Below are 12055 nucleotides of genomic sequence, written 5' to 3' on the forward strand. Positions count from 1 at the left end.
CAAAAAAGCCCAAAAAAAAGACCCGGAGAGCGAAGCGCTTTCCGGGTCTTTCTGTCAGGTCTTGTTGTCCGTGACGTCGCAATCAGGCTGCGTAAACCTGCGTGCCGCCGATCCAGGTGGAACCCATGCCGAGTTCCGGCGTGAGCAGCACGAAATCGGCATCCGCTCCGGGCTTCAACCGGCCCTTGTGGGTGGCGAGACCCATGGCGTCGGCCGGATAGGCGGAAGCCATGCGCAACGCTTCCTCGACCGGCAGGCCAAGCTTTTCGTGCACGAAACGAACCGAGGACAGCATGTCGATGTCGGCACCGGCGAGCGTGCCGTCGGCAAGCGTCAGGCGGCCGCCCTCGCGCAGGATTTCGCGGCCGTTGAGCTGGAAGCTCTTCATGTCGGTGCCGATCGGCGACATCGCGTCGGTGACCAGGAAGATCTGGCCCGGCCCCACCTTGGCGCGCAGCGCCACGCCCATCGACGCCGGCTCGACGTGATAGCCGTCGGCGATCATGCCCGCATGCAGCGTGCCGGTGGCAAGCGCTGCACCGACCACGCCCGGCTCACGATGGCCGAGACCGCTCATGGCGTTGAAGAGATGGGTTACCGTGCGTGCGCCCGCCTTGGCATAGGCGACCGCGGTTTCATAGCCGACATCCGTATGGCCGAGGCTGACGACGGCGCCGGCGTCAGTGAGCGCCCTCACCTGTTCCTTGGTGGCGTTTTCCGGCGCCACGGTCACCATCAGGACGCCGAGCGCCCTGGCGCAATCGAGCATTTCGGCGAGATCGGCGTCGTCCATCGGGCGGATCAGTTTCGGATCGTGCGCACCCTTGCGCACGACCGAAAGATGCGGGCCTTCGAGATGCAGCCCGAGGAAACCGGGCACGCCGGCAGCCTTGGCCTCAAGGCCGGCCTTGATGGTGGCGCTTCTAATTTCGCGCGTATCGGTGATCAGCGTCGGCAGAAGTGCCGTCGTGCCGAACTTGGCATGGGCCGAGCAGATCTGCCGGATGCCTTCGACCGTCGGCTCCTCGTTCAGAAGCGCACCACCGCCGCCGTTGACCTGCAGGTCGATGAACCCCGGCGCCAAAAGCATGCCGTGAGCATCGATCCGCTCGGCGTCGGCGGGAACGTCGGCTGACGCCACGATCGCCTTGACCCTGCCGGCCTCGATCACGAGGGCGCAGCCGTCGTGCCATTCGACGCCGTCGAACAGGCGGGCGCCGGTGATTGCCTTCCTCTCGCTCATCTCGTCTCCGTTACCTTCTTGAGGCTTGCGGGCGCATCGGGGTTGAGACCGCGCGAACGCGACCAAGCCTCGACGAAACCGTAGAACGGCAGGATCAGCGTCAGCGCGTCGGTGATCGGGTGACCGGTCTCGACGAAGGGCAGGCGCTTGGCCTTGGCCGCAAGACCAGAGGTAGCATGAACCACCGCGCCCTTTTCCGCCATACCGTCGGCGATGCCGGCGACCGAGGTCTCGGCCGCATCGCGAGCCGCGAGCGTCAGCACCGGGAACTTGGCGCCGACGAGCGCCACGGGTCCGTGCAGCACTTCAGCCGCGGAGTAAGCTTCCGCGTGCATGCCGGAGGTTTCCTTGAACTTCAGTGCCGCTTCGCTGGCGATGGCGAGCGCCGGGCCTCGGCCGAGCACGTAGAGCGATTCGGCTTCGCCGAGATCGTCGGCAAAGGCCTGCCAGTCGAGCTTGACGGCCTTGGCAAACTGGTTCGGCAGGTCGGCGACCGCACGCTGAAGCGCCGCATCACCGGTCCACTCGCCGAGCACGGCAAGGCCGGCGACGATCGAGTTGACATAGGACTTGGTGGCGGCGACGGCGATTTCCGGACCGGCCAAGATGTCGAGCGGGTTGGTGCAAGCCTCGGAAATCGGCGAGGGCAGCGTGTTGGTAAGCGCGATCGAGACCGCGCCGGCATCGGTGGCAGCCTTCGCCATGGCGACGATGTCAGGGCTCTTGCCCGACTGCGAAATCGCGATCGCTGCGGCGCCGCCGAGCTTCAGCTTGGCACCGTAGATCGAGGCGAGCGACGGGCCGAGCGAGGCGACGGGCACGCCGGCCTGCAGCTCGATCGCATATTTGAGGAACAGCGCCGCATGGTCGGAGGAGCCGCGGGCGATGGTGACGAGGAAGGCCGGATCCTTGGCGCGGAGTGCCGCACCGGCAGCCTTGAGTTGGTCGGCGGAGCGTTCCAGCAGACGCTGGGCGGCTTCGGGGATTTCGTCGATTTCTCGGCGCATATTGGTCTGCATGGTCAATTCCCTTTCTTGGCGGAGCCGTCGCTTTAGGATTCCGACAGCGTCAGTTCCGCGACAAAGTCATAGGCATCGCCCCGGTAGAGCGAGCGGGTGAATTCGACGACGCGTCCCGATGCGAGATAGGAAACACGTTCGATGGAAAGGCCGGCCGAACCGACGGCGACGCCGAGCATCGAGGCATCCGGATCCTTGATGTTGCAGGCGGAGATGCGCTGCACGGCGCGCACCGGTCGCGAGCGCGTCTTGTCGAGCGCAGTATAGAGCGACGAGGTAACAGTCTGCGGGTCCGGCAGGAACTCCGCCGAAATGCTGGCGCGCTCGATCGCAAGCGGCATGTCGTCGGCGATGCGTAGGCGCCCGAGGCGGGCGACCAGCGCGTCGGCCGGAAGGCCGAGCGCCATCATTTCATCCGGCGAGGGATGAAACAGGCCGCGCTCCAGCCAGCGGGCATGGGTGTTCAGGCCACGGCGGGCCATGTCCTCGGTGAACGAGGTCAGCCGCGACAACGACTGCTGCACCTTGGAGACCGGCTTGACGACGAAGGTGCCGGAGCCGTGGCGGCGAACCAGCAGCCCGTCGCGCACGAGATCGTCCACCGCCTTGCGCACGGTGACGCGGCTGATATTGGCGTAGTCGGCAAGGTCGCGCTCCGGCGGCAGAGCGTCGCCGTGATTGAGCTTGCCCGACTGGATCGCGTCTTCGAGCGATTGCCTGAGCTTGAGATAGAGCGGCCCCGACCCTCCGGACTGCAGGCCCTCGAGCGGCAGAATGGAAGCGAGCTGGTGCGTCATGCCCCTGCCCTCGCCTGGGTGCCGAAACGCTGGGCGGCAACGGCGACCGATCCGGTCAGCGCGTCGGCCTCCGCTTCGACGAGCAAGGCCTGATGCCGATCGGCAAGCCAGGGGCGATAGAGCGGCGCCAATCCACCGAGAAGGCACAATCTGTCGCAGCCCCTTGCGACGACGACATCAAGTGCCTCGTCCACTGTAAGCGCGGCGGCCTTCAGGATGCGCACGGCAACCGGATCACCGGATGCGGCCCCCTCGAACACGCGCGGCGCATAGCGGCCGAATTCGCCGGGCTTGGCGAGGCGGGCGAAATCGACGACGTCCCGCGCGTCGTTGTTGAATTCGGCAAGGACCGATGCCGTCACCGCCGAGGCTTCATGAATATTGTCGAAGGCAAGCAGGCTTTCCTGCAGAAGCGCGTGGCCGATGCGGGCGCCGCTGCCATGGTCACCGATGGTGAAGCCCCAACCGCCGACATAGCTGACGGTTTCGCCCTGGCGCAGGATATAGATGCTGCCGGTACCAAGAATGGCGACCGCGCCGTCACGATTGCCGAGCGCGCCCTGTAGGGCGATCAAGCCATCGGATTCGATGTCGGCGGCGGCGAACGGAAGGCGGCGCTTCACATAATGCACGGCGTCGCCGACATTGTGCCCGGCGACACCGACGATCGCCTTGGCGGCGCTAATACCCTGGGGATCAAGGCCCGCCTCTACAAAGGCGGCGCGTGCGGCCTCACCGATATTGGCAAGCGCGGTTTCCGGATCCGTCAGGATATTGGCGGCGCCGGACTTGCCGCGCCCGAGAATGCGCCCGTCCGCCGTTGCCACGGCAGCCCGGCAGCTCGTTCCGCCGCCATCGATTCCGATCAGGTAATTTGTCATGAGCACCTCCGCCCATTGAGGATACCAAAAAAATACCAATATCCAAGCCTGAATCCACTCGCGGTTTCGATTTCGTTGCAATACGTTGAAATCTAAGGGCTAATTTAGCTGTTTAGTTTTTTCAGGCGCCAAAACTTAAATTCTGCTGGACAATTGGTATTTTTTTGGCATTAATTTGACCAAGAGGAGACACAACCCATGCCGTCAGCCAAGACCGAAGAGCGCCACGACAACGCCAAAGGCCTGGATCTTATGCATCCGGCGCTGGCGCTCCGGCTGCTCGCGTCCGGCCAGCAGGCGGCCGCCAAGGCCGTCGACGCGGCGATCGAGTCGATCTCGGCTGCGGCATCGATCGCGGCCGAATCCCTCGCATCCGGCCGGCGTCTCGCCTATGCCGGCGCCGGCAGTTCCGGCCTGATGGCCATGGCCGACGCGCTCGAACTGCCCGGCACCTACGGCATTGCCCAGGACCAGATCGTCGTTCTGCTTGCCGGCGGCACCGCCAGTCTCAGCGACCTTGCGGGCGGCTACGAAGACGACATGGACCTTGCCCGTGAAGACGTGCGCAAGGCCGGCATCGGCGCGGGCGACTGCCTCGTTTCCGTTTCCGCCAGCGGCTCCACCCCTTACGCGCTTGCTGCGGCCGACGAGGCCCGCAAGCTCGGCGCCAAGGTGATCGGGGTCGCGAACAATCCGGGTGCGGCGCTGTTCAAGGACGCCGACGTGTCGATCCTTCTGCAGACTCCGCCGGAAGTGGTTTCCGGCTCGACCCGCATGGGCGCCGGCACCGCGCAGAAGATCGCCTTCAACATGTTCTCGACGCTGGTCGGCATTCAGCTCGGCCACGTGCTCGACGGCCACATGGTCAACCTGCGCGCCGACAATATCAAGCTGCACGGCCGCGCAATCCGCATCGTTACCGACATTACCGGCATCAGCGCTGCCGAGGCCGGCCGGCTGATCAACATGGCCTCCGGCTCGGTCAAGGTCGCGATCCTGCTCGCCTCTGGCGCAAAGGACGTTGCGGTCGCGGAGGCGGCACTGAAAGAGACCAGGCAGAATCTGCGCCAAGCGATCGACATCGTCTCGGCCTGAGTAATTCCGGGATCCAAACCGCGCCGGAGGGCGCTTATAAAGAGGGAGAAACTGCATGATCCGTACGACAATCAAAGGCCTGCTGCTCGCTTCGAGCATTCTCGGCACGGCCGGGCTGGCGCACGCCGAGGACGTGACGCTGACCATCGAAAGCTGGCGCAACGACGACCTGGCGATCTGGCAGGAAAAGCTGATCCCGGCGTTCGAAGCCAAGCACCCGGGCATCAAGGTCAAGTTCGCGCCGACCGCGCCGACCGAGTACAACGCCGCACTCAACGCCAAGCTCGACGCCGGCTCCGCAGGCGATCTCATCACCTGCCGTCCGTTCGACGCCTCGCTCGAGCTTTACAACAAGAAGCACCTCGCTGACCTGACGGGTCTGGCCGGCATGGAGAACTTCTCGCCGGTCGCCAAGTCCGCCTGGACCACCGACGACGGCAAGGCCACATTCTGCGTGCCGATGGCTTCGGTCATCCACGGCTTCATCTACAACAAGGACGCCTTCGACCAGCTCGGCATCCAGATCCCGACGACGGAAGCGGAATTCTTCGCCGCCCTCGACAAGATCAAGGCCGACGGCAACTACATCCCGATGGCGATGGGCACCAAGGACCTCTGGGAAGCCGCGACCATGGGCTACCAGAACATCGGCCCGACCTACTGGAAGGGTGAAGAAGGCCGCGCCAAGCTGATCAAGGGCGAAGAGAAGCTGACCGACGACGCATGGGTCGAGCCCTATCGCGTTCTTGCCAAGTGGAAGGATTATCTCGGCGACGGCTTCGAAGCACAGACCTATCCGGACAGCCAGAACCTCTTCACGCTCGGCCGCGCTGCAATCTACCCGGCCGGCTCGTGGGAAATCGGCCTGTTCAACACGCAGGCCCAGTTCAAGATGGGTGCCTTCCCGCCGCCGGTGAAGAACGCCGGTGACGCCTGCTACATCTCCGACCACAACGACATCGGTGTCGGCCTGAACGCCAAGAGCGCGCATGCCGAAGAAGCCAAGAAGCTGCTGACCTGGATCTCCTCGCCGGAATTCGCCGAAATCTACGCCAACGCGCTGCCGGGCTTCTTCAGCCTGAACTCGACGCCGGTGAAGATGGCCGATCCGCTCGCCCAGGAATTCGTCTCCTGGCGCGAAAAGTGCAAGCCGACGATCCGCTCGACCTACCAGATCCTGTCGCGCGGCACGCCAAACCTGGAAAACGAGACCTGGGTCGAATCGGCCAACGTGATCAACGGCACGGATACGCCTGAGGTTGCCGCCGAGAAGCTGCAGAAGGGCCTCGACGGCTGGTACAAGCCGGCGAAGTAAGACGTAAGCGCAACAGGTTCCCTCCCCTTGACGGGGGAGGGTCGGCCCTACAGCGCCGCACGTCCTGGACGTGCATAGAGCACCTTAAGCCAGATGGATTTAAGGATGCCGTGGGGACCGGGCGGGGCGACATGCCGAATGACGGCACTCCCCCAGCCGAAGCGTCACCGGCCTCCCCCAGTGGGAGGCCGCCGACGCAGTCGTTTGCAAAAGAACGCGATAGACTTAACCTTCGTCATGAGCCCTCGATAAAGGGGCAGACGGCATGCGGCGCGACCGGCCGCGTGGCGCCGGTGCGCATCATGATTGCCTGGGGACCGGTCTTCTAGAAACGGATGGATCCATGAGTGACGCTCTTTCAGTGCAAGACGGACAGCCGACCGCAAGGCGGCCGAAACGCTGGCACATCCTCGTCTTCCTGCTGCCGGCCTTCCTGGTCTATTCGGCGGTGATGATCCTGCCGTTGATCGAGACGCTCAGGCTTTCGCTGTTCAACACGGTCGACGGCCAGCCGGCCTTTGTCGGCCTTGCGAATTTCCAGACGCTGTTCGGCGACGAACGCTGGGCGCACGATTTCTGGAACGCGCTGAAGAACAACGTCATCTTCTTCATCATCCACATGTGCGTGCAGAACCCGATCGGCGTCGCGCTCGCCGCCATGCTGTCGATCCCGAAGCTGCGCTTCGTGACCTTCTACCGCACGGCGATCTTCCTGCCGACGCTGCTCTCCTTCGTGATCGTCGGCTTCATCTGGAAGCTGATCCTGTCGCCGATCTGGGGCGTTGCACCCGGCATGCTCGATCTCGTCGGCCTGAAGTCGCTGTTTGCCCCCTGGCTCGGCAAGCCCGGTTCGGCGCTCGTCACCGTGTCGCTGATCTCGGTCTGGCAATATGTCGGCATCCCGATGATGCTGATCTACGCCGCCCTGCTCAACATTCCGGATGAGGTGATCGAGGCTGCCGAATGCGACGGCGTCACCGGCTGGAGCCAGTTCTGGAAGATCAAGCTGCCGCTGATCCTGCCGGCCATCGGCATCATCTCGATCCTGACCTTCGTCGGCAACTTCAACGCCTTCGACCTGGTCTACACGGTGCAGGGCGCCCTTGCCGGCCCAGACGGCTCGACCGACATTCTCGGCACGTTGCTCTACCGCACCTTCTTCGGTTTCCAGCTGCAGCTCGGCGACCGCTCGATGGGCGCGACGATCGCCACGGTGATGTTCCTCATCATCCTCGCCGGCGTCTCGCTCTACCTCTTCGTCATTCAGCGCCGCATGCGCCGCTACCAGTTCTGAGGAGACCGGAGATGTCGAAAGCACGCGATTCATTTCTCCGCACCGGCTTCGTGCATGCAGCGCTCATCGCCTACACGCTCATCTCGCTGTTCCCGGTGTTCCTGACGATCATCAACTCGTTCAAGGATCGCAACGCGATCTTCCGGGCGCCGCTGACGATCCCGACGCCGCAGACCTTCAGCCTGATCGGCTATGAAACGGTCCTCGGCCAGGGCGACTTCGCCACCTATTTCCAGAACAGCTTCATCGTCACGATCGTCTCGATCGCGCTGGTGCTGCTCTTCGGGGCGATGGCCGCCTTCGCGCTGTCGGAATACCGCTTCCGCGGTAACACGCTGATGGGGCTTTATCTCGCGATCGGCATCATGATCCCGATCCGCCTCGGTACCGTCGCCATTCTGCAGGGCATGGTCGCTGCCAACCTCGTCAACACGCTGACGGCGCTGATCCTCGTCTATACCGCCCAAGGCCTGCCGCTTGCGATCTTCATTCTCTCGGAGTTCATGCGCACGGTCTCCGATGACCTGAAGAACGCCGGACGCATCGACGGGCTGTCGGAATATTCGATCTTCTTCCGCCTGGTTCTGCCGCTCGTCCGGCCGGCCATGGCAACGGTCGCGGTCTTCACCATGATCCCGATCTGGAACGACCTCTGGTTCCCGCTGATCCTCGCGCCGGCGGAAGCGACCAAGACCGTGACACTCGGCTCGCAGATCTTCATCGGCCAGTTCGTCACCAACTGGAACGCGGTTCTGGCGGCGCTGTCGCTCGCCATCCTTCCGGTTCTCGTCCTCTACGTCATCTTCTCGCGGCAACTGATCCGCGGCATCACGGCAGGAGCAGTCAAGTGAGTGCAAGCAGCAAACCGGTCCGGGTCCTCGTCGCGGGGCTCGGCAACATGGGGCGCAGCCACGCGCTCGCCTATCACAACAATCCCGGCTTCGAGATCGTCGGCCTCGTCAACCGTTCGAAGGTACCGTTGCCGGAGGAACTGAGCGGCTACACGATCCATCAGGACTTCAAAGCGGCTTTGGCCGAACTGAAGCCCGAGCTCTGCTCGATCTGCACCTATTCGGACAGCCATGCCGACTTTGCGGTCATGGCGTTCGAGGCCGGCGCCGACGTCTTCGTCGAAAAGCCGCTCGCGACCACCGTCGCCGACGCCGAGCGCGTCGTCGCGGCGGCGAAGAAACACGGCCGCAAGCTGGTGATCGGCTACATCCTTCGCCATCACCCCTCGTGGATCCGGCTGATCGCCGAAGCGCGCAAGCTCGGCGGCCCCTATGTCTTCCGCATGAACCTGAACCAGCAGTCGAGCGGACCGACCTGGGAGACGCACAAGTCGCTGATGAAGACGACGTCGCCGATCGTCGATTGCGGCGTGCACTATGTCGACGTCATGTGCCAGATCACCGACGCCAAGCCGGTGGAAGTGCGCGGCATGGGGCTTCGCCTCTCCGACGAGATCGCGCCCGACATGTACAATTACGGCCACCTGCAGGTGATCTTCGAGGATGGTTCGGCCGGCTGGTACGAAGCCGGCTGGGGACCGATGATCTCGGAGACCGCCTTCTTCGTGAAGGACGTGATGTCGCCGAAGGGATCGGTGTCGATCGTCATGGACCAGAATGCGAAGTCCGACGACATCGACATGCACACCAAGACCGCGGTGATCCGGCTGCACAATGCCGAAACCGGTCCCGATGGCCGATTCCTCAAAGCCGACGAGGACCTGAAGATGGACGGCGAACCCGGCCACCAGGAACTCTGCGACCGCGAACAGGCCTATGTGCTGAAGGCCATTCGCGAAAACATCGACCTCGACCGTCACATGAACGACGCCGTGCAGTCGCTCCGCATCTGCCTTGCAGCAGACGAAAGCGTGCGCACCGGCAGACCAGTCAAACTTTAAAGGGGGCAACCAGGTGGGATCGCTTCAACTCAAATCCATCCGCAAGGCCTACGGTAGCCATGAGGTGCTGAAGGGCATCGACCTCGAGGTGAAGGACGGCGAATTCGTCATCTTCGTCGGCCCGTCCGGCTGCGGCAAGTCGACCTTGCTGCGCACCATCGCCGGTCTCGAGGACGCGACCTCCGGCAGCGTGCAGATCGACGGCACGGAAGTCGGCCATGTGGCGCCCGCCAAGCGCGGCATCGCCATGGTGTTCCAGTCCTACGCGCTCTATCCGCACCTGTCGGTGAAGGACAATATGGGCCTTGGCCTGAAGCAGGCAGGCGCGCCGAAGGCGGAGATCGAGGACAAGGTCGGCAAGGCAGCGAGCATGCTGTCGCTCGATCCCTACCTCGCCCGTCGCCCGGCCGAGCTTTCCGGCGGCCAGCGCCAGCGCGTGGCGATCGGCCGCGCGATCGTGCGCGAACCGAAGCTCTTCCTGTTCGACGAGCCGCTTTCGAACCTCGATGCGGCCTTGCGCGTCAACACCCGGCTCGAGATTGCCCGGCTGCATCGCAGCCTGAAGGCAACGATGATTTACGTGACCCACGACCAGGTGGAGGCGATGACGCTCGCCGACAAGATCGTCGTCCTCAACGCCGGCAAGATCGAGCAGATCGGCTCGCCGATGGACCTCTACAACAGGCCTGCCAACGTCTTCGTCGCTGGCTTCATCGGCTCGCCGCAGATGAACTTCATCGAGGGCGCCCGGCTCGGCGATGTCAAAGCCAAGACGATCGGCATCCGCCCGGAGCACATGGCGCTTTCGCGCGAGAGCGGCGACTGGAAGGGCAAGGTGGTGCATGTCGAGCACCTCGGCGCCGACACCATCGTCTACATCGACAGCGAGCAGGTCGGCACCATCACCGTCCGCCTCTTCGGCGAACACCGCTACGCGCCTGACGACATCGTCTATGCGACGCCGACGGTCGGCGCCATGCACCGTTTCGGCGACGACGACCGCGTTCTCGCCTGATCCGCTTTGAGGCCGAGGCCTCATCACAGCTACGTGAAAAGCAACCGCCATGGGCTTAAACCCCTGTGGCGGTTGATTTATTTTTTGATTGTCCGTGCTGAACGACTCTGTTGCACCGCAAAGCAATTTAACATACATTTGTGTTTGTATATTAGCTTTCCGGTATTTTCCCCAAGCGATACCGGTTCTGCTCCCCTTCACTTCCGGACCGTACGGGCACCTTGCGAGATGCACCTGTCGCCTGCGGTCACCGAATATGGACATCGCTATGCGCATGAACCGACCGACACTGGCCGCCGCCTTGGCAACTGTGATTCTTCTTTCCGGCTGCCAGAAAGAGGAAGCACAACAGGGCGCCGCCGCATTCCCACCGTCCGCCGTCGCGGTCTTCACGACCAAGGCCGAAACCCTGCCGATCACCAACGAGCTGCCGGGCCGCATCGCCGCGACCCGCGTCGCCGAGGTCCGTCCGCGCGTTTCCGGCATTGTCGTCGAACGCGTCTTCCAGCAGGGCTCCAAGGTCAATGAGGGCGATGTGCTTTACCGCATCGATCCTGCGCCCTTCCGCGTTCAGGTTGAAAAGGCAGAGGCAACGCTTCGGCGTGCCCAATCCATTCGCCAGCAGGCCCAGCAGAAGGCCGATCGCCAGGAACAGCTGAGGAAGGCGAACGTCGTCGCCGCGCAGCAATTGGAAGATGCGGCTGCGCTGCTTGCGACCGCCGACGCCGATGTCGCGATCGCCGAAGCCGGCCTCGCGGCGGCCAAGCTCGACCTGCAATATGCCGACGTGACGGCGCCGATCAGCGGCCGCATCGGCCGTGCGCTGATCACCGAAGGCGCGCTTGTCAGCACCAACAGCTCGGAAAACCTCGCGACGATCCAGCAGCTCGACCCGCTCTACGCCGACTTCACCCAGTCGGCGACCGACCTCATCCGCCTGCGCAAGGCGCTCGAGGATGGCAAGATGATGAACGGTGACGGCGAGGAAGCCGAAGTCCAGCTGGTGCTCGACGACGGCACGGTCTACGAGCACAAGGGCAAGCTCCTGTTCTCGGAAGCCGCCGTCGATGCGACGACCGGCCAGGTAACCCTGCGCGGTGAGTTCCCGAACCCCGACAACGACCTGCTTCCCGGCATGTATGTTCGCGTGCTCGTGCAGCAGGGCGTCGAGAAGGACGCGATCACCGTTCCGCAGCAGGCCGTCCAGCGCAACAATGCCGGCCAGTCGCAGGTCTATATCGTCGGCGCCGACAACAAGGTCGAGTTCCGCAACGTGACCCTCGGCCGCACGATCGGCACCCGCTGGCAGGTGACCTCCGGTCTCAAGGCCGGCGAGAAGGTCATCGTCGAGGGCTTCCAGAAGATCGGCCCCGGTGCCCCCGTCGAACCGACGGACTGGAACCCGGACGCCAAGCCGACTGCCGAAGCAGCGCAGACGACGGCCTCTGCCGACGAAAAGCCCGCTGAAGCCACAAAGTGAGTGC

11 protein-coding genes are annotated in these 12055 nt (G+C 63.8%); 7 read left to right on the forward strand and 4 right to left on the reverse strand.

The window, feature by feature from the left end:
• Positions 1-82 precede the first annotated feature (82 nt).
• The 4 genes from nagA to IB267_RS14690 are packed head-to-tail and all read right to left on the reverse strand — an operon-like array spanning position 83 to position 3940.
• Positions 83-1243, reverse strand: a complete 1161-nt coding sequence (nagA, locus tag IB267_RS14675) for an N-acetylglucosamine-6-phosphate deacetylase (protein WP_192448212.1) — start codon at positions 1241-1243, stop codon at positions 83-85.
• On the reverse strand, positions 1240-2262 hold the full coding sequence (locus tag IB267_RS14680; protein ID WP_192448213.1) for an SIS domain-containing protein: 1023 nt from the start codon (positions 2260-2262) through the stop codon (positions 1240-1242). The genes nagA and IB267_RS14680 overlap by 4 nt, the downstream gene beginning before the upstream one ends.
• A gap of 32 nt (positions 2263-2294) precedes the next feature.
• Positions 2295-3059 (reverse strand): GntR family transcriptional regulator, encoded by a 765-nt coding sequence (locus IB267_RS14685; RefSeq protein WP_043626596.1) that lies wholly within the window; start codon positions 3057-3059, stop codon positions 2295-2297.
• Entirely contained in the window at positions 3056-3940 is an 885-nt protein-coding gene (locus IB267_RS14690) for an N-acetylglucosamine kinase (protein WP_192448214.1), read from the reverse strand. The genes IB267_RS14685 and IB267_RS14690 overlap by 4 nt, the downstream gene beginning before the upstream one ends.
• 198 nt (positions 3941-4138) lie before the next feature.
• Between IB267_RS14690 and IB267_RS14695 the strand changes: the two genes are divergently transcribed.
• The 7 genes from IB267_RS14695 (at position 4139) to IB267_RS14725 (ending at position 12051) form a co-directional block, all read left to right on the forward strand.
• Positions 4139-5035 (forward strand): N-acetylmuramic acid 6-phosphate etherase, encoded by an 897-nt coding sequence (locus IB267_RS14695; RefSeq protein ID WP_043626602.1) that lies wholly within the window; start codon positions 4139-4141, stop codon positions 5033-5035.
• Between the two features lie 55 nt (positions 5036-5090).
• Entirely contained in the window at positions 5091-6350 is a 1260-nt protein-coding gene (locus IB267_RS14700) for an ABC transporter substrate-binding protein (protein ID WP_192448215.1), read from the forward strand.
• Positions 6351-6693: 343 nt separating this feature from the next.
• The gene (locus IB267_RS14705) at positions 6694-7644 is read left to right on the forward strand and encodes a carbohydrate ABC transporter permease (RefSeq protein WP_043626608.1); all 951 of its coding nucleotides are present in this window, start codon (positions 6694-6696) and stop codon (positions 7642-7644) included.
• Positions 7645-7655: 11 nt separating this feature from the next.
• Positions 7656-8495 carry a carbohydrate ABC transporter permease gene (locus tag IB267_RS14710; protein WP_043626614.1) on the forward strand — a complete coding sequence of 280 codons (840 nt, stop codon included), beginning with the start codon at positions 7656-7658 and terminating at the stop codon, positions 8493-8495.
• On the forward strand, positions 8492-9556 hold the full coding sequence (locus tag IB267_RS14715; RefSeq protein WP_192448216.1) for a Gfo/Idh/MocA family protein: 1065 nt from the start codon (positions 8492-8494) through the stop codon (positions 9554-9556). The genes IB267_RS14710 and IB267_RS14715 overlap by 4 nt, the downstream gene beginning before the upstream one ends.
• Before the next feature lie 13 nt (positions 9557-9569).
• Complete coding sequence (locus tag IB267_RS14720; RefSeq protein WP_192448217.1) at positions 9570-10571, forward strand: ABC transporter ATP-binding protein; 1002 nt, start codon at positions 9570-9572, stop codon at positions 10569-10571.
• 256 nt (positions 10572-10827) lie between these two features.
• Positions 10828-12051, forward strand: coding sequence for an efflux RND transporter periplasmic adaptor subunit (locus IB267_RS14725; RefSeq protein ID WP_192448218.1), 1224 nt, complete (start codon positions 10828-10830; stop codon positions 12049-12051).
• Positions 12052-12055 lie beyond the last annotated feature (4 nt).

It is taken from the genome of Ensifer sp. ENS09 (genome assembly GCF_014852425.1).
Lineage (GTDB): Bacteria > Pseudomonadota > Alphaproteobacteria > Rhizobiales > Rhizobiaceae > Ensifer.

Bases quoted from the DNA above. Each gene is read 5' to 3' on its own strand.
- nagA (WP_192448212.1), bottom strand. From the start codon at position 1,243: ATGAGCGAGAGGAAGGCAATCACCGGCGCCCGCCTGTTCGACGGCGTC.
- IB267_RS14680 (WP_192448213.1), bottom strand. From the start codon at position 2,262: ATGCAGACCAATATGCGCCGAGAAATCGACGAAATCCCCGAAGCCGCC.
- IB267_RS14685 (WP_043626596.1), bottom strand. From the start codon at position 3,059: ATGACGCACCAGCTCGCTTCCATTCTGCCGCTCGAGGGCCTGCAGTCC.
- IB267_RS14690 (WP_192448214.1), bottom strand. From the start codon at position 3,940: ATGACAAATTACCTGATCGGAATCGATGGCGGCGGAACGAGCTGCCGG.
- IB267_RS14695 (WP_043626602.1), top strand. From the start codon at position 4,139: ATGCCGTCAGCCAAGACCGAAGAGCGCCACGACAACGCCAAAGGCCTG.
- IB267_RS14700 (WP_192448215.1), top strand. From the start codon at position 5,091: ATGATCCGTACGACAATCAAAGGCCTGCTGCTCGCTTCGAGCATTCTC.
- IB267_RS14705 (WP_043626608.1), top strand. From the start codon at position 6,694: ATGAGTGACGCTCTTTCAGTGCAAGACGGACAGCCGACCGCAAGGCGG.
- IB267_RS14710 (WP_043626614.1), top strand. From the start codon at position 7,656: ATGTCGAAAGCACGCGATTCATTTCTCCGCACCGGCTTCGTGCATGCA.
- IB267_RS14725 (WP_192448218.1), top strand. From the start codon at position 10,828: ATGGACATCGCTATGCGCATGAACCGACCGACACTGGCCGCCGCCTTG.